Raw genomic sequence first — 23,536 nt, forward strand, 5'->3', positions numbered from 1 at the left:
GTTTGTCATTCGTCGCAAATTGCCTAACTGGCAGGAAAAGCTGCCAGTTTACAGGCTTGAGATGTGTACTACGTTAGATCAGCAAATAAAGCCGGAAGGTCGTTGATTGAGTCACAAACATAGTCAGCAAAATTTACAGCTTTGTCATCAAATTTTTGCCCTGAACGTACCAGTACTTTGGTACGTACATTAGCGCTAATGGCAGCGTGCATGTCACCTAATTTGTCACCCACCATCACACTAAGTGCAGGGTTGATATGATGATCTTCTATTCCTTGAAGTAACATGCCAGGCGCTGGTTTTCTGCAATCGCACTCTTTTAAATAATCTGGTAATGCGTTTTTAGGATGATGAGGACAAAAATAAACGTCCGTAATTTCAATTTGATGAGCGCTAAACTGCGCTTTCATCCACTCGCTAAGCGCTAAAAATTCGCTCTCAGAATAATAACCACGGCCAATGCCTGACTGATTAGTCACTATAATTATTTTATAGCCCGCATCATAAAACGCTTTGCATGTTGAAAACACACCGTCTATAAATTCAAACTCTTCGCTTTTAAACACATAACCATGGTCAACATTTACTACGCCATCTCGATCTAAAAAAAGCGCCTTGTTAGTGTTTTCTTGATTCATAACAGTGACTCTTTTTTAACAACATGATCAAACATTTGTTTTACTACATCGGTGGTTATTTGACTCATTAAATCATCGCCTTTAACACGAGTACCCCAAGGCAATTGCTCGGCGGTTTTACCTGTTTGCTTTACTAAGTTTTGATGGTAAACCTCAACCACGTAGTCTTGGTATAAATAAGGCCCCGTACGCGCTGGGTTTGAATGCGCATATAAACCAATAACGGGCGTACCCACAGTCACCGCCATATGAGCTGGGCCTGTGTCAGGTGCCAGTACTAAGTCTGCACGCTTAAGTACGCACAATAATTCTTTGAGTTTTGTTTTACCCACCAAGTTCAGAATGGGTGAATCAGAGTGTTTAATGATGTTATTTGCTAAATTAATTTCCAGTTCAGTCGGTCCACCAGTTAATACTATTTTAAACCCCTGTGTATGTGCATAATCCGCAAGCGCAGCATAGCGATCGGCTAACCAGTTACGCTGTGCTTTACTTGCTGCTGGCGAAATAACAAATAGCTTATTTGATAAATAATCGTCACCTAACAGCTCATCCGCTTTAGCTTGATCTTTGTTGGTAAAGGGCATATTCCATACAGGGACATAATCATCAACACCAATCGCTTGGGCAAAGCCTTTAAATCCCTCTAAAACATGCGCCTGAGATTGGGCTTTAATGCGTTTATTAATAAATAAACTATGTAGCTCTTTTGAACGAGCCCAGTCAAAGCCAATTTTAACTTTGGCAGGAATACAGCGAGCAACAAAACCTGCTCTTAAAGCCACTTGCATATTAAGCAGTACGTCAAAACACTGCCCTTTAAAGGTTTGCTTTAACTGTTTCAGTGCCGCTTTACCTTGTTTTTTATCAAATACAACAAGCTCAACGCCTGGTAAGTCAGCTAACAGCATCGCCTCGACCTTACCTATAACCCATGTAATTTTGGCATTTGGGTGTGCTTTTTGAATAGCTTGTACCGCACTTACTGCATGGCATACATCACCAATAGCAGAAAGACGTAAAATACAAATTGAAGTGTAAGTAGGCGCTGAAGTCACACGTTTCCTTGGAGGTAAAATAATAAAACCTGATCTTAAATTATAATCGCGTCATTGCAAGTACTTATCCTTAGCGTTAAAACACGTTAATATGTGCACATATTAAAGCGAACCCTATGAGCTATGTTTAATCAACACGTCAAAAATAACCATGTCATTTTGAGCCATCCTCAATATAGCAGCCAGATAGAGTTAGATTGGTTTAGCCCCGACTTTTGGCAGCAACAGCAAAAAATTGTTGGCGCTAAAAAGGGACGTGCAACCGCATGGTTTTTTAAACACGCTGATTTAACGGCTGTGTTGCGCCATTATTGGCGTGGCGGCCTGATAGGAAAGCTACTCAGTGATCAGTATTTGTACTGGGGGCTTGAGCATACCCGTGTTTATAAAGAGTTTAGCTTGATGACACAATTAATAGAGCTAGGTTTAAATGTACCAAAACCTATTGCCGCTAAAGTGAGCCGCCATGGTTTTATTTACCGAGGTGATATTATTACTGAAGCGGTTAGCGGCGCTAAAAGCGTATTAGATATACTGATTGAACGCGCATTGAATGATATTGAAATAAAAAAAATAGCGCAAACTATTGCACAATTTCATAATAAAGGGGTTTATCACGCTGATTTAAATATTAATAATATTTTATTTGATGACAGTGGTAACGTTTTTATTATCGATTTTGACCGCGGCGAAATAAAAACCCCCGATAAAAAATGGCAACAAAGCAACATGTCTCGCCTACAGCGCTCATTTTTAAAAGAGCAAAGCCGCAATAGCAGCTTTCATTGGCAAGAAAACGATTGGCAAAGTTTAAGTAAACACTACCATAATGGGTTAACCTAATAAAAACTAGTTTGCTAACGCTAAGTATTGCTCTGTTACTCTATCGGCACACACCTTTTCTAAAATAGCTGCGTTGGTTACATTTGGGTTATCTGCGAGCACTTGCTTAACTGCGAGCGCTAGGAGCTCACCTTGGCCAATAGGTACTAGATATTTACTTAGTTCACCCGTAAGTATTTCACTTGGACCATGAGGGCACTCAGTACTGACAGCAGGCGTACCTACTGCTAAAGCCTCGACTAGCACATTACCAAACCCTTCAAAGTCTGAACTTAACAATAAAGCTTTTGCCTGCTTTATCCAGTTATATGGGTTTTGTACAAATCCCGGAACAATAAGCTGATTTTCAATACCATATTCTTTGGCTAACTTTAATGCCTTTTCTTTTTTGTTACATAACAGCACTAATTTGTATTTTTTATCTAACTTGGCAAATGCAGAAAATAAAATATCATGGCGTTTTTGTTTAGCTAAACGTCCCACATGAATAAGATAGGGAGAATCGGGTATATTTGTATTCACCTCATTAGCTTTATCATTGATTGTTTTAAAATTGAATGGATTATAAATAGTGGTAATAGCACTTGGGGTTATTAAGCTGCCTTGTTGTATTTCTTCTTCAACCCCTTTGGACACGCAGATCAGTGATTTACCATTAAGATTTTGTTTACTCTTTTTAAGATATAAGTATGAAAGCGGGCCTAGTTTTTTTTGCCTAGCGAGCTCTGCATTAACTGAGTTATGAACAACAAAATGGATATTTTTTATTTTACTCTGCGCTAATAAGTTATTACTACGATCTAAATTAGAAAGTACTATATCAATAGACCCAAGTTGCCGTAACTTTTGCTCAAACCATGACTCTAACACTCTGATATTCTTTTTTATCTGCCAAAATCGATCTACTTTTGTTGCTCGACCTGAAAATAAACTTTCAACGTTCAAAGTGGTTGGAATGTCATATTCAATATTTTGCGCCAATGACAAGATAGTCACATTGTGGTCTTTTAATACCATCTCTTGCGCTAATGTAAGCATTACCTTTTCAGCGCCACCACCAACAAGAGAGTCAATTACAATGACAATATTCATAGCTTATTCCCCTGCAACAGTACTTTTACACCATTCGTTATAACATCAAAGCTATGTACATTTTCTAACAACATATATTGGCTGAGTGTATTGTTATAATTTGGCTCAGTAAGTAGCTCTTGCACTTTTTGAGTGATGTCTAAAATATCAAGCTCAGCTTGTTTAACAACGCCAGTGGCTGCACAACGTGCGACTCGATCACTCTGATCTTTTGAAATAGCACAAGCAATGGTTGGGGTTTGCAAAGCAATAGCTTGTAGTAAAGTATCACCCGCGCTCAGTAATGCAATTTTAGCCTGACTGAGTAAGGCTAAAAATTCAGTTCCCTCTTGGCTTGGCAAACAAATTAACTCATTGGTTTTAGGTAGCGACTTAGTGTAATTAGGACCAAATACCACCACACCTTTCAAGCCTGTTTGTTTAGCAATAACAAGCCCTGCTTGAAAATATATATCTGCGCAATTCACGCCATTAACTGTATGCCCGCCTGAGCCGGCGTTAACAATAAAGAATTCTTTCTCTTTCAAGTGATAACGGTTTAGTGCATTGCATTTTTGTTGCGCTGATGCAAACACTGTAAATGGCCCAACATTAGCAGGATAGGCCAAAGGCAACATGCTCAATTTTAGCTTTTCATACCATGAAAGAGGTTCAATACAGTAATCAGGCTGAACCACCCAATGAGTATCAATAAGACCAGATCTATTAAGTTTTAAGCCCTTTGCCCGCTTTTTTGCATGCTGCGAAATAAAGACTACTTTAGCACCCACTTTTTTCGCCGCTTTCATTTGCTCAGCGCGCCCTGCACAATCAAACAGCACAACATCTGGCTGGTACTGCTCAATTAATTCACAAACTGCTTCAACTTCCTTAGTTGGCGACTGACTTAGTAGTGTGGTAGTGAATGGGCAGTGCTTAGCATAAGCAGTATGCTTATTTAAAATAAAATGGATGTCTAAGGCGTCTTGGTAATCACTTTTTAACGTTTGTGCTAATTGCAACGAGCGCATATATTCACCAATACCTTCTGGTGATGACACAGGAATAAATAAAAGTCGTTTTTTGCTCATTACAATCTCACTGGCTTATTTGACCTGCAGTATACCAATGGCAACTTTTTAGCGATAGATGGTAAGCATTTTTCTATATGATTTAACATACCAATTTAGATTTAATTACTGCAATAAGATGCTTAGATTGCTAAACTTACCGGCAATTTCAATCACAAGGATCTGAGCTTTGCGAAACAAAATTTTTATACTTTCTTCGCTTTTTTGTGCAATGAGTACCCCTGTTTATGCTGAACCCTGGGTTAAACCTGATGATTTTGGGTTAAGAGCTGATATCCAGCAACTTGCCGATGCAGGTGTTATTTTAGCCCCGGTAACTACCTACCCGTTAATGTGGAAAAGCTTTATTGCTGATATCGATAATGCCGGACTAGAGCAATTACCACCTCGCTTACAAGATGCGTTATTGCGTGTAAAACATCGTTATAAGTCAGAAAACAGTGGTTCACATAGTGTTCAACTTTCTGCATTTGCCAGCTCAGACCCATTAGCGACCACCAGCTTTGGTGCAACGAATACCCAAGAGTCAGAATTAACAGCAGCCTATGCTTACCTAGGACATAACTTTGCAGCCAAAATTGCGCTTAATCACCGCAGTGATGGTAAAAAGTGTTTAATCAACGGTAAAACAACAGACAATATAGTTAACAATGAGCAAGCACTGACTGACTGCAATGATACCTCACTTGATGATAGCTATTTAGCGTATCGTTTGGGTAATTGGATATTTAGAGCCGGTGCGGTTGAACAGTTTTGGGGCCCAGGCGTTGATAACAGTCTAATTATGTCCGGTAACGCCAAACCACTTCCTGCAATAAGTATCAGCAGAGAGCAAAGCAGTGCATTTGAAACACCTTGGCTGAGTTGGATTGGTCAGTGGAGCTTTACTGCACAAATGGCTAAACTTGAATCAAACCGCGTTATTCCTGATGCGTTATTGTGGAGCACTCGGGTTAACTTTCGCCCCGTTCAACAATTAGAAATAGCACTGAGCTGGTCAGCACAATGGGCTGGTAAGGGACAACCAAGCTCGGCTAGTGATTTTATTGATATGATTGCCGGTGATACAAAATGTGTTGATGGCACTTCTAATTGTGATAGCCAGTTAGAGTCAAAAATAGGTAATCAATTAGCTGGTATTGATATTCGCTGGTCTGATACGTTGTTCAATCAACCTTATGCCGTTTATGCCAGTACGATTGGTGAAGATGCGAGCTCACAGTTTAAACCAGCTGATAGAGCGTACTTATTTGGCTTACAAACAACACATCGTGTTTACGAGCAGAATTTACTAGTCAACTTAGAATACATTGATACAGGTGTCTCTTGCTCTGCGGGGTCAACGACCGAAAATTGCTATTATGAGCACACTGATTACCAATCAGGATACCGTTACCATGGTCGCCCTATCGGCTCTACCTATGATAATGATGCTCAATCACTAGTACTTACTGTACTTGGGCAACTCTCAAGCGGAACTGACTGGCAAGTAAAATTACGTGATATTGACTACAACAGCGACAACCGTGACCGTTACCCAAATAATCCAGATTTAGGTAATTCGATTACTAAAACAGGCTTTAGTTCTAAACAACTTGAAGTACGCTACAGAATGCTTGCCATGGGGGGGCGTTTAACCCTTGGCGGACTTGCCTCTAATAACGATGGAGCAGAAAACGATACCTCTGCATTTGCTAAGTTCGAATACAACTTTTAGTTTCATTAATAACATTAAAAAAGGGGATAAACTGCAGTTTATCCCCTTTTTTTGATTTCATTAACTAGCTTTTTATTTTGCTAATCACTTTTGATGTTGAACAGCCATCTAAAAACTCAAGCACTTCGACTTTTCCGCCATGGCGCAGCACATGCTCCGCACCGGCTATTTGTTCTACCGTATAGTCGCCGCCTTTGACAAGAATATCAGGGCTTATTTGCTCGATAAGTTTTGCCGGCGTGTCATTTTCATCAGCACTTCCAAACGGGATAACCCAATCAACGGAGGCAAGTGCACTGAGGACCATGGCGCGCTCATCTAATGGGTTTATTGGGCGTTCTGGGCCTTTCAAACGAGCAATAGATTCATCATTGTTTAAACCAACCACTAATCTGTCCCCACGGGCTTTAGCTTGCGCTAAATACCGCACATGCCCTGCATGCAAAATATCAAAGCAACCATTAGTAAATACAATCGTTTCACCATTTTGCTTAGCAAATTCAATATGCTGCAATACGTCATCAAACGGGGTTTGATAATGCTCGCCAGTTGCTTGTAAGTATTGCCCCAGTTTTCGGCTTAACTCTTCTGGAGAAACCGTAGCCGCACCCAATTTACTCACCGCAATACCGGCTGCTAAATTAGCAATTTCTACCGCATCTTTAGGCATCATGCCCGCACCTAACATAACAGCAAGGGTTGCAATAACAGTATCCCCAGCGCCAGTTACGTCACTGACCTCAAGCTCTTGAGCTGCAAAATCATATTTTTCAGTGGCATTTATAAGCGACATACCTTGCTCTGAACGGGTAAGTAACATCGCCTTTATACCCGCATCACTAATGAGGTTTCGTGCACTACTTGCAAGTGTCTCTTCTGAGCCCACTTGCCCGCCTGCTAATTTAAATTCATTTAAATTAGGTGTTATATAATCAGCACCGCGATATAACTGTAAGTCCGATGATTTAGGATCAACAAGTACCGTTTTACCTGCTTTTTTGGCCACACTTATCATCTCTTTGATCAGCGATAGCGAGCCTTTGTTGTAATCAGAAAACACTATAAAATCGTAATCATTTAACACAAGCTCTAATCGATTTAATAAAAGCTGGCTATGTGATTCGTTAAAAGTTTCTTCTAAATCTAAACGTACCACTTGCTGATGACGGCTAATTACACGCATTTTAGAAATAGTCGGTAAATCACACACGCTGACAAGCTGTGAATTTATTTTTTCACCTTCTAAAATATTTTCTAAAATTTGCCCACTTTCGTCCTCACCAATAAGGCCTAACAACCCCACTTTACCATCTAAACGGGCTATATTTTTAGCCACGTTAGCCGCACCGCCAGCCTTGTCTTCAAATTTACTTACTTTAACAACGGGCACTGGCGCTTCTGGTGAGATACGCCCTGAATCACCATACCAATAGCGATCGAGCATCACGTCGCCCACCACTAAAATACGTGCTGCTGATAAGTTCTTTAGTAAAGATAAATCCATTACTGCTGCTCCGCAACAACCATATCCATGGCTTCACATAACCAATGGCCAATAAACATGTGTGCTTCTTGAATACGCGCGGTTTCGTCGTTTTTAATAATAATAGGTAACTTTGCAATATCTTTTACTTGCCCGCCGTCACGGCCAGTAAATGCAACCGTGAATGCCCCTATTTTGTTAGCAGCTTCTAATGCTAAATTGATATTTTTACTGGTACCTGATGTAGTTAAACCAATCACGATATCTTCAGGTTTACATAGCGCCTGTACTTGGCGCTCAAACACAGTATCAAAATGATAATCGTTGCTGTGCGCCGTTAAAATAGACGTGTCTGTGGTTAAAGCAATAGACGCTAATGGGCCTCGCTCTAATTTATAACGCACCACAAACTCTGCAGCTAAATGCTGAGCATCGGCAGCACTGCCGCCATTACCAAACCAAACAACCTTACCACCAGCTTGTAAAGCACTATGACATGCTTCTAGCAACTGCATTACCTCTTGATGATACGCCTCCATTGTTTCAAACAATACTTGATGACGGTTTAAACTTTCTAGGTAGCTGGTTGCCACTGAATCTATAATTGACATGAGATATTCCTCTTGGAACTGAAATGGCAGGAAAAATTAATTTCATTATTCCATAATTTTATAGCCAAATCACCTCTATATAACTAAATTAGATGTTTCACAGAAACTAAAATCAAAGGCTTACTGCATGGAAATCGTTTTTGTTATAAAAGTAACCATAAGCATTTCCTAAAATCATGTAACTGATGCAATAGCGTGATTTGAATGACATTGATTTAGTTTATACCCTAGTAAATGAACTCAAACCAACTTTTATACTTTGTATGTTTAGAAATAAGCCGTTTCACGATAAACTAGCTACAATTACATTAAACAAAGCTCAGTATGGCACGCACTTTTTATTCACTTGCACTAATCATTATTAGCCCTTTGATCATATTTTATTTATATGTATTACGTGGTAAAAAAAATTCGGGTTATCGCGCGCATTTTAAAGAACGTTTTGGGTTTGTACGTCGCTGTTTATTTTCTAATAAAACTAAACCTGTTGTTATTCATTGTGCTTCTGTAGGTGAGGTATTAGCAGCAACGCCATTAATTAAAGCGTTGCAAAATGAGCACCCGCAGCTAAATATTTTGATCACTTGTAATACCCCAACTGGCCGCGCACAAATAACAGCACAATTTAAAGATACCGTCGCTATTAGTTATTTACCTATCGATTTTCCTTTTGCCACTGCTCGATTTTTAAAACGCGTAAAACCGCAGTTACTATGTATTTTAGAAACTGAATTGTGGCCAAATATTATGGCTAATGCGCATAACAAAAAAATCCCGGTATTGGTTGTTAATGCGAGACTTTCTGAAAAGTCGCAGCAGGGTTATCAAAAGGTTGCGCAGTTAACTCACCGTATTATGCAATCTATTACTGCGTTAGCCAGTCATAATAAAACAGATGCAGAGCGTTTTATTACACTTGGGCTTGAGCCTTCAAAAAGCCATGTTACAGGTTCAATCAAGTTTGATATAAGCCCCAATCAAGAGCAACTTACAAAGGTGAGCGTGCTCAAACAGTACTATAATAGCCAAGAACGTTTTATATGGGTGGCAGGCTCTACTCACCCTATAGAGCATGAATTAATACTCGATGCCCACCAGCAGTTGTTAAAAAAGCAGCCTGATGCTTTATTGATTATTGCCCCGCGACACCCCGAGCAATTTGATAAAGTGGCTGAACTACTCACACAAAGTACTTTAAGCTTTAGTCGTCGTAGCCAAAATAATTACCAAAACGAACACGTTTTACTTGCCGATACGCTAGGTGAATTACAGTGCTTATACGGCGCGGCTAATGTTAGTTATATTGGCGGTAGTTTGATTCGTCGTGGTGGTCATAACCCGCTTGAGTCAGCCGCATTTTCGGTCGGTGTAATAACAGGCCCTCATACCTATAACTTTGATCATGTCTATCCTGAGTTAACAAAGCTCAAAGGGGCATGCGTGGTAGAAAATTCAGATGAACTGGCACAACAACTCATTACCTTTAGCCAAAATAAAAAGGCATGCCAAACGCTCGGCACAAAAGCGGCGCAATGTGTTGCTAAAAACCAAGGCGCCATAAAAAAAACACTCACTATTATTAATCAATACTTAGAGCCAAAACAGTGAATAACATAGCTATTAGCCAAACCCGAGAATGGGTTTCATCAGTTATTGTAAAATATAACTTTTGTCCGTTTGCCCGTAAAGAAGTCGAAAACAACTGTATTCATTACATTGTAAGTAACGCTAAGACTATCGATGATGCTGTAATGGATATGCTTGAGCAATGTATCGAGCTTGACCGCGAGCGCGAACGAGAAACCACGCTAATCATGTTCGATAACGGTTTTAGTGACTTTGAAGACTTTTTAGATTTAGTCGATTTAGCAAATGCACTATTGGTTGCACAAGGCTTTGAAGGTAAATATCAAATTGCTAATTTTCACCCCGATTATGTATTTGCCGATAGCGATGAAACCGATGCGGCCAACTACACAAATAGAGCGCCGTTTCCTACCTTGCACCTAATTCGTGAAGCAAGTATGAGTGAAGCACTTGAAAATTATGACGAACCTGAGTCTATTCCTGAGCATAATATAAACTTAGCACGCCGAAAAGGTATTGATTTTTGGCAACAATTATTAGAGAACTGTAAAAAACCGAGCGTATAAGCTCGGCTTTTAATACCTTTAGGGTCTGTTGACCTTTGCGGATTACAATTTGTTCAAACTAGGGGCGGTTTAATCGCGGCGCGAGGTTTGTAATCTAGTGGGCTAAGTAAAAACCGAGCAAAGCTTCCGCGTCCTGCTCACGCCCCTTACCTACATCCATGTAGGCAGGCAGAACCCGAAGGGCAGCGCCTGTTTGGCATTGATGCTGCGTTATCGCCTATTTATGGGGAATAACACACTACATAGGCTCTGCCTTGCCTAAATACCAAACAGACTGCTGCAAATTTAACCTTGAAAGATCAACAGACCCTAGTTAACCCGTTAACTTTATTTTTTGACCCAGCTACCGTTTACTTCAATGTAGTGGCCGCTTTGCGTTTTTTCGATTGTTTTTGCCGCTGCCAATGCCTCAACTTGTGCAAGTGACAAGTTATTCTTTTTAGCTAATTTTAAGTACTGTGCCTTACGTTTTTCGTTAACGTCATCAACAACCGCTTTTGCTTCTGTATTTTGTACAACTAATCCAAGGTAGCCTGAGCTGTTTTCACCAACTAAGCCTTGGCTTTTAGCTTCATCTAAACTCATAGCCCAAACTGAAAATGACATACAAACGGCACTAATTAGGGTTACTATATTTAATTTATTTTTAATATTCATATTCTAGCTCCTTAAAATAACTCACTGTCATCGCTAAATAAATTATCGAGCTCTTTATCTACTTTGACACGAATTTCATGATCAACCTTAACATTTAAATTAATAGTGATTGGCTCTTTAGCCGACACCTCAACACGATGCGTACACGCACTTAGCGCTGATATTGCTGCTAACGCGAGCAGCACTTTTATCGATAACGACTGTCTCATTGCCCATTTCCTTTTTGTGAAAATTGTTGCTCAACTTTTTGTGTAATTTCATCACTTAAACGCAGTGCCCGTAAAAGCGTAAATATGTTTTCTTCATGGTTGTAATTAAAGTTAACTTGCTGCTGCGCTTGCTGATTATAACCTTGTAAATTAACTCCAAGCTTTAACCAACCATCATTTTTAAGTACAACGCTGCTATTGAGTTTTTGAATATCTAAATCAGTCAATAACCCCAGTACAGGTTGCAACTCTTGTTGTTGCTGCATCACAGAATCAAATGCAGCATTATTGCTAATTTTTAAATTGCCCTCGCCTTGACTAAACAGACTGCCTTGGCTAATGTGCACACCATTTTTATTAACGCTCACCGGCAGTGTACCAGCCAAACGCCCTGTTAAAGTAATACCCGACTTATCATCAAGGGTGATCAGCTTACTTGCATCAATATTATTAAACGTTACAGTGCTAACTTGGGTTTCTTGTCCAAGCGTATAGTTATCTAATAAAAATGTACCGCCAAGCACATTACCTTCAACATTACTAACAAGCACATTATTGTTATTGACGAGCCATTGCCCTTTAAGGCCTTTGATAACTGCGCCCGCTCTAAACTCATTTAAATGAAAGGTAGTCGGTTTTACATTAAGCCTACCTGAATTAAACTCCCCGCTAAATACACTACTAAAATCACTTGCAAGGTAGTCATTATAAAGTCCACTTAATTGGCGAATATCTATATCAAAGGATGCCCTTTGTAAATTGACATCGCCACTAATATTGCCGTTAAAAGTACCTTTTGTCAGCTTAGCAAGTGGATAAAAATGATTAATAAAGGTGTTTAATGGCAACACACTTTGCGCTGGCACAATCACCTCAAACGGATGCGCCTGTGACGATATATGATGATTTACCACCAACTCAATATCATCTATAAACGCATGGTGCGACGCTTTAAGTGCACGGCTTTGTAATCCACTCGAGTCTATTTTTATATTATTCAGTCTTATATCAGCGCTATTAAGAGCCTTAATTTGCGTTTTCGCAGTTAAATGAGCAAATAACTCACCTACACCTAGGTTTGCTTTTGCCGTGAGACTATTATTTATATTGGTAAGTTTAAATTCTTTATATGCCGCATTTTTTAACTGATTAGTTAATGTAATTTCTGCATTTAGCTGTTTATCCATTTTCGCGGTTAAACCACCTTGATAATGCACTGCTTTTACATCAAAAGCTTCAAAGCTAGCAACGGAAAATTTACTCTGTGTGTACCCGACAGGTTTTGAGTCAATAAATTCACTTAATTCAAAGTAACCACTGAAATTAAGCGTATTAGCAGTAACAGGAATAAATGCGGGTAGCCTTTCAAGCTCAACGTTGTAATCACCTTTAACTTTAGTACCATTTAGCTGAGCGCTTATATTAATGCTGTTTATATCTGGCGTGCTTATTTGAGCAGACACCTTTGCCTGCATATTATCAAGCAAAGCGTTTATAGAGAGTGCGGTGTCTGTTATTAAAATATCAAAGTGTTTATTACCTTCACTCATCACATTAATTACTGGAATACTCAGCTCCCCCTGTTCTAAGCGAAGAGCTTTAGAAAGCTTAACCTGCCAATTTAAAGCAACTTGTTTGCTTACAAAATCTGCGTACTCACTTGGTGGAATTAACTCAGTACAGCGAGGGGTTAAATTAATTTTGTTATTAAGTGAACCGGTATCTAGGATTAACGCTTGGTTATTTAAATTAAAGCGAGTAGCCATCTGGCCAGTGGCTAATAAATTAAATTGGCATTTCTCAAACGTATGAGCAAATTGAGCGCTAATCCCCCCGTTCAACTTAAGCTCAATCCCGTCAAAACTAAACGCTTGTTGAGTATTAAAGTTAACAGCATCGAATAAGGTGTTTTTAGTGTTTATTACCTGTTTTAACAGAATGTCATCAACTGCTAGCTGACCACTTATTTTATTGGTGGTTAAAATCGCACTCGCATTTATATCGCCCGTTACATTAAATTGATTTAGCGCAGGTTCTAATACACTAAATTTTAATGGTTTACTGAGCTGATTACTGTTTACTACAAGCTGTTTAATATTAATGAGTGGGCGATTTGAAGGTAGCGCTATCTCAAGCTGTTTAGCCGGTTGATTAGCGTTATCACTTTTAGGTAATGGATTGAGCGTTAATATTGCACTTTGAACACTGACATGCTTTGTATTTGCAGTAATATCAGAGAGTTGTAATTGTTGGTTTTGGTAATTTAAACACACAGTGTCGGCATGTATATTTAACTTTGAGGTAATTGAAAAATCGAGGCAGCTTAATGTGACACCTGCTTTTTTAAGTTCAGGGGCAATGGCCCATTGTAGTAAAGGCAAGCGAAATACATACCCGAGTAATAATAGACTCAGTAAAAGAGTGCCAACAATTAAACCAATGCGCTTAAACATATTATCCTTACATGTTTTTTAATCACTATAATCAAAAAAGGCTGCACAAGGCAGCCTTTTTTATTTTACATCCAGATCATGAATCTAGTGTGTATATTAACCTACATTTTTACGCGCATTACGGAACATACGCATCCATGGGCTATCCTCTTTCCACTCATCTGGGTGCCAAGAGTTAGCAACAGTACGAAATACACGCTCTGGATGTGGCATCATTACAGTTGCACGGCCATCTGTTGATGTAATACCTGTGATACCTTCTGGCGAGCCGTTCGGGTTCGCTGGGTATTGCGTTGTAGGGTTGCCGTAGTTATCAACAAATTTAACCGCTACAGTACCACTTGCAAGTGCTGCTTTTGTTGCTGCTTCGTTTGCAAACTCTGCATGGCCTTCACCATGAGATACCGCAATTGGCATCCGCGAGCCCGCCATACCATTAAAGAATACCGATGGATTCTCTTGTATTTCAACTAAGCTAAAGCGTGCTTCAAAACGCTCTGACTTGTTCGTTACAAAGCGTGGCCAATGCTCAGTACCTGGGATCAACTCTTTTAATGTTGATAGCATTTGACAACCGTTACATACCCCTAAGCTAAAGGTATCTTCACGATGGAAAAAGCTTAGGAATTGATCGCGTGCCATGTCATTAAACAGTATTGACTTAGCCCAACCTTCACCCGCACCAAGCACATCACCGTAAGAGAAACCGCCACACGCCACTAAGCCTTTAAATTGCTCAAGTGTTAAGCGCCCTTCTAAAATGTCGCTCATGTGCACATCAACCGCTGCAAAGCCCGCACGGTTAAATGCAGCTGCCATTTCTAAATGAGAGTTTACACCTTGCTCACGTAAAATAGCCATTTGCGGTTTAGCACCAGTTGCAATATATGGAGCTGCAACATCTTCATTTAAATCAAAGTTAAGTTTTACATTTAAGCCAGGATCTTTTGCGTCAAACTTAGCGTCAAACTCTTGCTTAGCACAATCTGGGTTATCACGACGCGCTTGCATTTGATACGTTGTTTCGGCCCAAATTGTACGAAGTTCAGTACGAGTATGATTAAGTACTGTTTGCTCACCACGATTAAACACGATGTTATCGTCGTTATTTAGCGAGCCAATCACATGACTAATTGCGGCAACTCCATGCTGCTCAAATACCGCATTTACAGCCTCTAAATCGCTATTCGCTACTTGAATTACAGCACCTAGCTCTTCGTTATAAAGCGCTTCAATATCAGAGCCGGTCAAAGTCGCTAAATCAACGGTAACACCGGTGTGACCGGTAAACGCCATTTCAGCGATAGTGGTAAATAAACCACCGTCTGAACGGTCATGGTACGCAAGCAACTTGCTATCAGCGACTAGCGCTTGCATTGCGTTGTAAAAACCTTTTAGTAGCTCTGGGCTATCTACATCAGGTGTTGTATCACCTAATTGCTTATAAACCTGAGCAAGGCTTGATGCGCCCAGTCGGTTTTTGCCCGCGCCTAAGTCAACTAAAATAAGCGATGTATCGCCTTTATCTGTTCGTAACTGTGGGGTCACTGTTTTACGTACGTCTTCAACACGACCAAAAGCAGTGATAATAAGCGATAACGGTGATGTTACAGATTGCTCTGTAGCATCATCTTCGTTCTTCCATGTCGTTTTCATCGACATAGAATCTTTACCTACAGGAATTGTTAACCCAAGTGCCGGACATAACTCTTCACCCACCGCTTTTACCGCTTCGTATAAACCGGCATCTTCTCCTGGGTGTCCCGCTGCGGCCATCCAGTTTGCAGATAACTTAATATTTTCAAGAGAGCCAATGTTTGCACAGGCAATATTCGTTAACGATTCTGCCACTGCTAAACGCGCTGAAGCGCCATAGTTAAGTAGTGCTGCAGGCGTACGTTCACCCAGTGACATTGCTTCACCATGGTAAGTGTCATACGTTGCTGCGGTTACTGCACAGTTAGCTACTGGTACTTGCCATGGGCCTACCATTTGATCGCGTGCTACTAAACCTGTTACCGAACGATCGCCAATAGTAATGAGGAAGGTTTTTTCAGCAATGGTTGGTAAACGTAATAAACGTTCTGCAGCATCAGCAGCACTGATATTTTCAACGTCGAGTGCTTTACCTAACACTTGTTGTGATGTTACATCACGATGCATTTTAGGTGCTTTCCCTAATAAAACATCGAGAGGTAAATCAACAGGATTATTTTCAAAGTGACTATCAGCAACCGTTAAATGAGGCTCTGCAGTTGCTTCACCAATAACCGCATATTGCGCTCTTTCACGCTTACAAATAGCTTCAAAACGATCAAAATCTTCAACAGCGACAGCGAGTACATAGCGCTCTTGCGATTCATTACACCAAATTTCGTGTGGTGCCATGCCCGGTTCATCATTTGGGATATTGCGAAGCTGAAATTTACCGCCACGTCCACCGTCACTAACAAGTTCAGGGAAAGCGTTAGATAAACCACCTGCACCCACATCATGAATAAACGCAATTGGATTTGCATCACCTAGCTGCCAACATTTGTCGATGACTTCTTGGCAACGACGCTCCATTTCTGGGTTTTCACGCTGTACAGAGGCAAAATCTAAATCTTCATTTGATTGACCCGATGCCATACTTGATGCAGCGCCACCGCCTAAGCCAATGTTCATTGCAGGGCCGCCTAGTGCAATGAGTTTTGCACCAACTGGAATATCGCCTTTTTGAACATGATCAGCACGGATATTACCTAAACCACCGGCAAGCATAATTGGCTTGTGGTAACCACGCACCTCTTCACCATTGTGACTGGTCACTTTTTCTTCGTAAGTACGGAAATAACCTAATAAATTAGGACGGCCAAACTCGTTATTAAACGCAGCACCACCTAATGGGCCTTCAGTCATAATATCTAGAGCATTAACAATACGGCCAGGCTTACCAAAATCACTTTCCCAAGGCTGTTCAAAACCAGGAATACGTAAATTAGATACAGTAAAGCCCACTAAACCCGCTTTTGGTTTTGAACCACGACCAGTTGCGCCCTCATCGCGAATCTCACCGCCCGACCCTGTTGCCGCACCAGAGAAAGGAGCAATAGCCGTTGGGTGGTTATGGGTTTCAACCTTCATTAATATTTCAATGTCTTCTTGGTGATACGCATATTCACCTTGTGCATTCGGGAAGAAGCGACCCGCCTTTGAGCCTTTCATTACGGCTGCATTATCTTTATAAGCAGATAATACATTTTCAGGATTATGCTCAAAGGTGTTTTTAATCATTTTGAACAACGACTTTGGTTGTTCAATGCCATCAATAGTCCAATCAGCATTAAATATTTTATGACGACAATGCTCTGAGTTCGCTTGAGCAAACATAAACAGTTCAATATCGTTAGGGTTACGCCCTAACTTAATAAAGTTTTCAACTAAATAATCAATTTCATCATCAGCAAGCGCAAACCCTTGCTCTATATTTGCTGTGGCTAATGCTTCACGGCCGCCACCTAAAATATCAACTGATGACATTGGACGAGGTGCATCGCTGCGAAATAACTGCGCGGCATCTTCTAATTTACTGTGAGTAGCTTCAGTCATGCGGTCATGAAGAAGTGCTGCAACTTGTGCTAACTGTTCTGCACTTAAATCACCTTCAACATAGTAAGCAATACCGCGCTCTACGCGATGAACTTGTTTAAGCCCACAGTTATGAGCGATATCTGTCGCTTTTGAAGCCCATGGCGAAATTGTACCAGGACGAGGCGTCACTAATACCAACTGACCTGCTGGCGCATGCTCAGCAATTGTTGGGCCGTAGGTTAATAACTTTTCAAGTTTGGTGTGCTCATCAGTGTTTAATGGCGATGTTAAATCGGCAAAGTGAGCGTATTCGGCATATACATTGGTGACAGGAAGTTGCGATTGTTGGCAACGCGCTAAAATTTTATTAACTCTGAACTCTGAAAGTGCTGGTGCACCACGAAGGATCAACATAAGTAATTTCACCCGGGGTTAGGGATTGAACGATATTTTAGGCGCGTATTATAGTCCAAATTACTCTCAGATTTAACTCAAAAATGCGCTTTTCATTAAATTAACTTTTTCTTTTTGTTTACACCTATTTTTTACTCACTGCGATTAAACGATAAGTGACGTAATCAGTAAGTTTTGTTATAACAGGAGGTACGATGCTAAAGAGGCGAATATGTTGAAGATAAAGCTAATAACAATCATTACGTTAGTCATACTTTTGTGTGCATGTAATACACAAGAGCAATCAACACAGCTTGCCCAAATCAAATCTGAAAACAAAATTCGTATTGGTACACTTGCTAGTGCAAGTAATTACTATCAAGCCGTTCAAGGGGAACAAGGATTTGAATTTGAGCTCTCTCAAGCGTTTGCAGACTACTTAGGGGTAGAGCTTGAAATTGTACCCTTTTTTAATTTATCCGAAATGTTTGCGCGTTTGGACAGTGGTGACCTCGATTTAATTGCCTCAGGGCTTACTTACAATAAAGTACGTGCTGAGCGCTATCGCTATGGCCCTACATACAGAACAATTAGCCAAAAATTAGTCTTTAAACAAGGCCGTGAACGCCCTCGTGATTTTGATGATTTAACCGGAAACTTCACCGTTATCGCTAAAAGTAGCCATTCATTAACATTAGAAGAAATTCAACAAACCAACCCAAACTTAAGCTGGAATGAAACCGAAGAGTTTGATGAAGAAGAATTACTACAAGCAGTTATTGACGGCGAAATAGATTACACCTTAGCGGATTCACATACTTTAGCGCTATTTCGTCGCTATCACCCTAATTTAAGTATTGGCTTTTCAGTTACCCGAAATGATTCAATTGCATGGATACTAAGAAAGTCGAATGATGATTCGCTATACGCATTATTAGTCCCCTTTTTTGGTGAAGCAAAACAAAATAATCAACTTTATGTGCTCGAAGAAAAATACTTCGGTCATGTCCGCCAATTTAATTACGTTAATACCTTGGCCTATATAGACGCAATTAAAGAAACACTGCCTAAATATCAACCTTGGTTTATGCAATATGCAGGTAGCCTAGATTGGCGCTTACTGGCAGCACTAAGTTATCAAGAGTCGATGTGGAACCCGCGTGCTAAGTCACCAACCGGTGTGCGTGGTATTATGATGCTAACAAGACGCACAGCAAAACAAGTCGGTGTAACAAACCGCTTAGAACCAGAGCAAAATATACGCGGTGGTGCACAATACCTAGCAAAATTAATTAAACGCGTCCCGGATCGAATCCCTCAACCTGATCGTACTTGGCTTGCACTTGCCGCCTATAATGTAGGTTGGGGACACGTTAACGATGCCCGTATTATTACCAAGCAACAGGGAGCTAGCCCTGATAAATGGGCCGACGTTAAAAAGCGCTTACCATTGTTAGTAAAAAAACGTCACTATCGTAATACCCGTTATGGCTATGCTCGCGGTGATGTAGCTGTGACCTATGTTGATAATATACGCCGCTATTACGATGCGCTTGTTTGGCTTGATGAAAATAATGCAATAGCTCCGATTACCTCAACAAATGAAACAGAAGAGAAAATCGTTAAACCAGATGATTCAGAGCAACGTACAAGTAATGCCGCTGAAGAAAAAAAATAAATACGCAGCTTAGTAATTAACTGAACATCAGAAAATCAAATAGTTGTTTACTTGTAATCAATTATTCAATAATCTGGCTTAATTGTATAAAATTTTGTGTCATTACCAAGCACATAAGGATAAGTCATGCTTAAACGTAGACGTACACATCAACTTAAACGTTGTATAAAGCACTCAACCGCCACTCGTCGTCGAGTGATGTTAAGAAATTTACATAAAAAAATAATTTGGCGCCGCCGCATGTTTGCTATGCAGCAAATGGCTGAATTAGACGCCTTAATAGCAGCAGCTGACTAATCGCTGTTACTATTACGAGCGGCTTGCTTTGCCGCCTTTATTTGTGCTCGGCGACGCTTAAAAAAACTAGAAATAGTCTCTGCACATTGTGTTTCTAATACCCCACCCGTTATTTCTACCTGATGGTTTAAACGAGGTTCTTGTAAAAGGTTCATAATTGAACCAGCAGAACCCGTTTTAGCATCGGCTGCGCCAAATACTAAGCGTTTAATTCGGCTATGTACTAATAAACCTGCGCACATAGAGCATGGCTCTAGCGTGACGTAAAGAGTACAGTCAATTAAGCGGTAATTATTAAGTACTTTTCCTGCTTCACGTACCGCTATCATCTCAGCATGAGCCGACGGGTCGTTATCAGTAATTGAACGATTATAGCCTGCGCTAATAAGCTGATTATCTTTGACAATTATAGCCCCTACCGGGATCTCATCTAGCTGCTCCGCTTGTTTTGCATACACAAGCGCTTGTTCCATCCAATATTGGTCGTCAAATGGCTCTGTCATTATTATTACTTAACTATTTTTTATGCCGTAATTATACCAACTTAGCGCAATAAAATGCGTCATTGATCACTTTATTGCAAAAATAAAACAAATTTAAGTGGTTTGTCATGGCTCATAAGGCAGGATTTACGCTATAATCTCACGCTTTTTTTATTTAGCTCACAACACGGGTAGCAAATGAAATTTCCTGGACGCCGCAGGCATAAACATTATTTTCCAGTGGAAGCCAAAGATCCACTGACCAATCAACTTAACGCCACTGAGCGATTACACCGCAGCTATATTACGGGGATCGATCAAATCGTTGTTGATATAGAAGCTAAGGTTGACCAAGCTTTTCTCGATGAATTTCAATTGCGCCGAGGGATGTCGCAAGTTATAGATAATGACATCACCAATGCTTTATACGATCGCTTAAAACTAAACGACATGGTCGATTACGAATTCGCAGGCGGAACCGTTGGCAACACGATGCACAACTATTCCGTACTTGCTGATGACCGTTCGGTGCTATTAGGTGTAATGAGTGAAAACATAAAAATAGGCAGTTATGCTTATCGCTTTTTATGTAATAACTCAAGTCGCGTAGACTTAGACTACTTACAGCCTGTAGATGGTCCTATAGGCCGCTGTTTCACATTGATTGATGAAACGGGTGAACGCACCTTTGCCATTAGTGCTGGCCTGATGAATTATCTAAAGCCTGAGTCAATTGATAAAGAGCTAATCGAAGGCTCATCGGCATTAGTGATTAGCGCTTATTTAATGCGTACTCAAGGCGATGAAACCATGACCGAAGCGACCATGCAAGCAATCAAGTATGCTAACGATGCAGATGTACCGGTTGTATTAACACTCGGTACTAAGTTTCTTATCGAGCAGGATCCGACATGGTGGGCTAACTTTGTAGAAAAGCATGTTGATATCCTTGCTATGAACGAAGAAGAAGGCCAAGCAATTACTGGATTTGAAGATCCATTACTAGCTGCCGACAAAGCATTAGACTGGGTTGATTTAGTAATTTGTACTGCCGGTGAAAAAGGCTTATTTATGGCCGGTTTTGTTGATGACAGTTTCAAACGCGAAACAGAGTATCCACTTTTGCCTGGTGCTATCCCTGACTTTAATCGTTATGAGTTTTCACGTGCAATGCGTAAAGTTGACTGTGAAAACCCAATAAAGGCATATAGTCATACTGCTCCGTTTATGGGCGGGCCTGACTCGATTAAAAATACCAACGGCGCTGGTGATTGTGCTTTAGCCGCTGTATTGCATGACTTATCAGCGAATGTTTATCATAAGTTGAACGTTGCTAATTCAGCAAAACATCAGCAACAAGCGATTACCTACTCTTCGCTCGCTCAAATTAGTAAATACGCCAACCGTGCAAGTTACGAAGTGCTGGTTCAGCATTCTCCACGCTTATCACGTGGCTTACCAGAGCGCGAAGATTGTTTAGAGCAAGTGTATTGGGATCAATAAAATCCCAATGCACTAAGCGTATTTAAAATATCGATATATCAAGCTTTTTAGATAGCAGCTCTAATGCTGCTATTCCTGCGACTGAATTACCAAAAGAGTTTAATCCTGGGGAATACACTGCCACAGTAAATCTATTCGGTAACACCGCCAATATAGTGCCAGAAACACCTGATTTGCCCGGCATTCCTACTCGATAACCAAAATCACCCGCCGCATCATATAAACCACTGGTAAATAACAACGAATTTAGTTGCTTATTCTGACGACTAGAAAGCACTCGTTTAGAAGAACTATAGTCTATCCCTTTATTAGCTAAAAAATTGTACGCCTTAGCAAGTTCGATACAATTAAGTTCTATGGCACAAAAATTAAAGTATGACCACAGCACATCATCAACTTCATTTTCAAAGTTACCGAATGATTTCATTAAGTGTGCCATTGCCGCATTTCGATGCCTAAACTCATACTCTGAATTAGCCACTTGCTTATCTATTACGATACTTCGATTACCAGATAAATCGCGAAATGTTTCCAGCATAGAGTGCATGGGTGCTGATAAGCGACTATATAAAGCATCACAGGTAACTATGGCACCCGCATTAATAAATGGGTTACGGGGTATGCCTTTTTCAAACTCAAGCTGTGTCAGTGAATTAAATGCTGTTCCAGAGGGCTCTTTACCCACTCTACTCCATAGTTCATCGCCATAACGTTGCAGCGCTAATGTCAGAGTCATTACTTTAGAAACAGATTGAATAGTAAAACGCTGTTCACAATCACCCGCGCAAAATATCTCCCCCTCAGTGGTGTAAATGGCAATAGAAAACTGCTCAAGATCAACTTCAGCAAGAGCAGGGATATAATCAGCAACCTTACCTTGGCTCAATAAAGGTTTAACCTCTTGAGTTATCTCATTTAGCACTCGTTGATAATCACTGGTTGGCAATAGACACCTCAATAATATGCAAAGTTAAAATCAAATTTTAACACGTAGGATCTATAACTGCATGAGAATGTTAAGTCTATAAGTTATTAGTAATCTGATAGGAAGCATATACATGATGAGATTGGCTGGCAGTCTCTTTTTTTAAGATATTGCGTAATTCATCTTCAAATTTAAAACAATAAAAAACCAGCATTTTGCTGTAACGTGGTTCTGTTATTTGGAGCCAGTGCGCTAATTTATAGCGACAATACAATAGAACATCCCACTTTTTTGTTTAGATCCAAGCTGTTTTGTTTGATGTATAGGAATACGAATGCCGTGGAGCACAGGATGTACGAGAAAGGCCACCACTGAGTTCGGCATGGGCTCTTGGCTATTTATTAAATCCCAGACAGCAAAAAACCCGTCACATCGCTGTAACGGGTTTCTCTTATTTGGATCCTGGTAATGTCCTACTTTCACATAGCAAATGCTACACTATCATCGGCGCTGTTTCGTTTCACTACTGAGTTCGGCATGGGGTCAGGTGGGTCCAAAACGCTATTGTCACCAAGCAAATTTGGTTGTTAATCCGTATCGCTACGCACTAACTAAAATTTGGAATTCTGATAATAAAGTCTTCAAGTATCTACTTTAGTTATATTAACTTCTTCGCTTGTTTCACTATCACATAAAACGCG

The 23,536-nt window shown here is 40.3% G+C and carries 19 protein-coding genes and 1 rRNA gene; 7 read left to right on the plus strand and 13 right to left on the minus strand.

The annotated features are described in order from the left end of the window. Positions 1-68: 68 nt before the first annotated feature. Together gmhB and QL984_RS13705 are read right to left on the minus strand one after the other, a co-directional pair. On the minus strand, positions 69-638 hold the full coding sequence (gene gmhB, locus QL984_RS13700) for a D-glycero-beta-D-manno-heptose 1,7-bisphosphate 7-phosphatase (RefSeq protein ID WP_024601849.1): 570 nt from the start codon (positions 636-638) through the stop codon (positions 69-71). Continuing rightward, a complete protein-coding gene (locus QL984_RS13705) occupies positions 635-1,696 on the minus strand; it encodes a glycosyltransferase family 9 protein (protein WP_290172863.1) in 1,062 nt (353 codons plus the stop codon). The genes gmhB and QL984_RS13705 overlap by 4 nt, the downstream gene beginning before the upstream one ends. Before the next feature lie 123 nt (positions 1,697-1,819). Here QL984_RS13705 and QL984_RS13710 point away from each other — a divergent pair, with 123 nt between their 5' ends. Beyond that, on the plus strand, positions 1,820-2,539 hold the full coding sequence (locus tag QL984_RS13710; RefSeq protein ID WP_290172864.1) for a 3-deoxy-D-manno-octulosonic acid kinase: 720 nt from the start codon (positions 1,820-1,822) through the stop codon (positions 2,537-2,539). A gap of 6 nt (positions 2,540-2,545) precedes the next feature. Here the strand turns inward: QL984_RS13710 and QL984_RS13715 are convergent, their stop codons facing one another. Both QL984_RS13715 and QL984_RS13720 read right to left on the minus strand, forming a co-directional pair. After that, entirely contained in the window at positions 2,546-3,631 is a 1,086-nt protein-coding gene (locus QL984_RS13715; protein ID WP_290172865.1) for a glycosyltransferase, read from the minus strand. Beyond that, on the minus strand, positions 3,628-4,701 hold the full coding sequence (locus tag QL984_RS13720) for a glycosyltransferase family 1 protein (protein WP_290172866.1): 1,074 nt from the start codon (positions 4,699-4,701) through the stop codon (positions 3,628-3,630). The genes QL984_RS13715 and QL984_RS13720 overlap by 4 nt, the downstream gene beginning before the upstream one ends. Before the next feature lie 169 nt (positions 4,702-4,870). Here QL984_RS13720 and QL984_RS13725 point away from each other — a divergent pair, with 169 nt between their 5' ends. Beyond that, on the plus strand, positions 4,871-6,418 hold the full coding sequence (locus tag QL984_RS13725) for a capsule assembly Wzi family protein (RefSeq protein ID WP_290172867.1): 1,548 nt from the start codon (positions 4,871-4,873) through the stop codon (positions 6,416-6,418). A 64-nt stretch (positions 6,419-6,482) separates the two neighbouring features. Here the strand turns inward: QL984_RS13725 and hldE are convergent, their stop codons facing one another. Together hldE and QL984_RS13735 are read right to left on the minus strand one after the other, a co-directional pair. Beyond that, entirely contained in the window at positions 6,483-7,922 is a 1,440-nt protein-coding gene (hldE, locus tag QL984_RS13730; protein WP_036956740.1) for a bifunctional D-glycero-beta-D-manno-heptose-7-phosphate kinase/D-glycero-beta-D-manno-heptose 1-phosphate adenylyltransferase HldE, read from the minus strand. Next, positions 7,922-8,512, minus strand: coding sequence for an SIS domain-containing protein (locus QL984_RS13735; RefSeq protein WP_028835523.1), 591 nt, complete (start codon positions 8,510-8,512; stop codon positions 7,922-7,924). The genes hldE and QL984_RS13735 overlap by 1 nt, the downstream gene beginning before the upstream one ends. Before the next feature lie 324 nt (positions 8,513-8,836). Here QL984_RS13735 and waaA point away from each other — a divergent pair, with 324 nt between their 5' ends. Further along, the gene (waaA, locus tag QL984_RS13740; RefSeq protein WP_036956739.1) at positions 8,837-10,120 is read left to right on the plus strand and encodes a lipid IV(A) 3-deoxy-D-manno-octulosonic acid transferase; all 1,284 of its coding nucleotides are present in this window, start codon (positions 8,837-8,839) and stop codon (positions 10,118-10,120) included. After that, positions 10,117-10,665, plus strand: coding sequence for a DUF1415 domain-containing protein (locus tag QL984_RS13745; RefSeq protein WP_036956738.1), 549 nt, complete (start codon positions 10,117-10,119; stop codon positions 10,663-10,665). The genes waaA and QL984_RS13745 overlap by 4 nt, the downstream gene beginning before the upstream one ends. A gap of 327 nt (positions 10,666-10,992) precedes the next feature. Here the strand turns inward: QL984_RS13745 and QL984_RS13750 are convergent, their stop codons facing one another. The 4 genes from QL984_RS13750 to purL form a co-directional block, all read right to left on the minus strand. Then, positions 10,993-11,322, minus strand: a complete 330-nt coding sequence (locus QL984_RS13750; protein ID WP_008468219.1) for a YdbL family protein — start codon at positions 11,320-11,322, stop codon at positions 10,993-10,995. An 11-nt stretch (positions 11,323-11,333) separates the two neighbouring features. Further along, a complete protein-coding gene (locus tag QL984_RS13755) occupies positions 11,334-11,531 on the minus strand; it encodes a YnbE family lipoprotein (RefSeq protein WP_028835526.1) in 198 nt (65 codons plus the stop codon). Continuing rightward, complete coding sequence (locus QL984_RS13760) at positions 11,528-13,984, minus strand: YdbH domain-containing protein (protein ID WP_024601839.1); 2,457 nt, start codon at positions 13,982-13,984, stop codon at positions 11,528-11,530. The genes QL984_RS13755 and QL984_RS13760 overlap by 4 nt, the downstream gene beginning before the upstream one ends. A gap of 96 nt (positions 13,985-14,080) precedes the next feature. Then, positions 14,081-17,971 carry a phosphoribosylformylglycinamidine synthase gene (gene purL, locus QL984_RS13765; protein ID WP_024601838.1) on the minus strand — a complete coding sequence of 1,297 codons (3,891 nt, stop codon included), beginning with the start codon at positions 17,969-17,971 and terminating at the stop codon, positions 14,081-14,083. A gap of 211 nt (positions 17,972-18,182) precedes the next feature. Here purL and mltF point away from each other — a divergent pair, with 211 nt between their 5' ends. Beyond that, entirely contained in the window at positions 18,183-19,628 is a 1,446-nt protein-coding gene (gene mltF, locus QL984_RS13770; RefSeq protein WP_024601837.1) for a membrane-bound lytic murein transglycosylase MltF, read from the plus strand. A 126-nt stretch (positions 19,629-19,754) separates the two neighbouring features. Continuing rightward, positions 19,755-19,925, plus strand: coding sequence for a hypothetical protein (locus QL984_RS13775; RefSeq protein ID WP_008468235.1), 171 nt, complete (start codon positions 19,755-19,757; stop codon positions 19,923-19,925). Here the strand turns inward: QL984_RS13775 and tadA are convergent. After that, on the minus strand, positions 19,922-20,428 hold the full coding sequence (gene tadA, locus QL984_RS13780; RefSeq protein ID WP_013464271.1) for a tRNA adenosine(34) deaminase TadA: 507 nt from the start codon (positions 20,426-20,428) through the stop codon (positions 19,922-19,924). The genes QL984_RS13775 and tadA overlap by 4 nt on opposite strands. A 177-nt stretch (positions 20,429-20,605) precedes the next feature. On the opposite strand from tadA, the gene QL984_RS13785 reads away from it, so the two are divergent. Beyond that, a complete protein-coding gene (locus QL984_RS13785) occupies positions 20,606-21,910 on the plus strand; it encodes an inosine/guanosine kinase (RefSeq protein WP_013464270.1) in 1,305 nt (434 codons plus the stop codon). A 22-nt stretch (positions 21,911-21,932) separates the two neighbouring features. On the opposite strand, the gene glsB is transcribed toward QL984_RS13785, so the two are convergent. Both glsB and rrf read right to left on the minus strand, forming a co-directional pair. Then, positions 21,933-22,856, minus strand: a complete 924-nt coding sequence (glsB, locus tag QL984_RS13790; protein ID WP_028835530.1) for a glutaminase B — start codon at positions 22,854-22,856, stop codon at positions 21,933-21,935. Positions 22,857-23,295: 439 nt separating this feature from the next. Continuing rightward, a 5S ribosomal RNA gene (gene rrf, locus QL984_RS13795) occupies positions 23,296-23,410 on the minus strand. Positions 23,411-23,536: the final 126 nt, after the last annotated feature.

This window comes from Pseudoalteromonas sp. APC 3495 (genome assembly GCF_030407645.1).
GTDB classification, from domain to species: domain Bacteria; phylum Pseudomonadota; class Gammaproteobacteria; order Enterobacterales; family Alteromonadaceae; genus Pseudoalteromonas; species Pseudoalteromonas tetraodonis.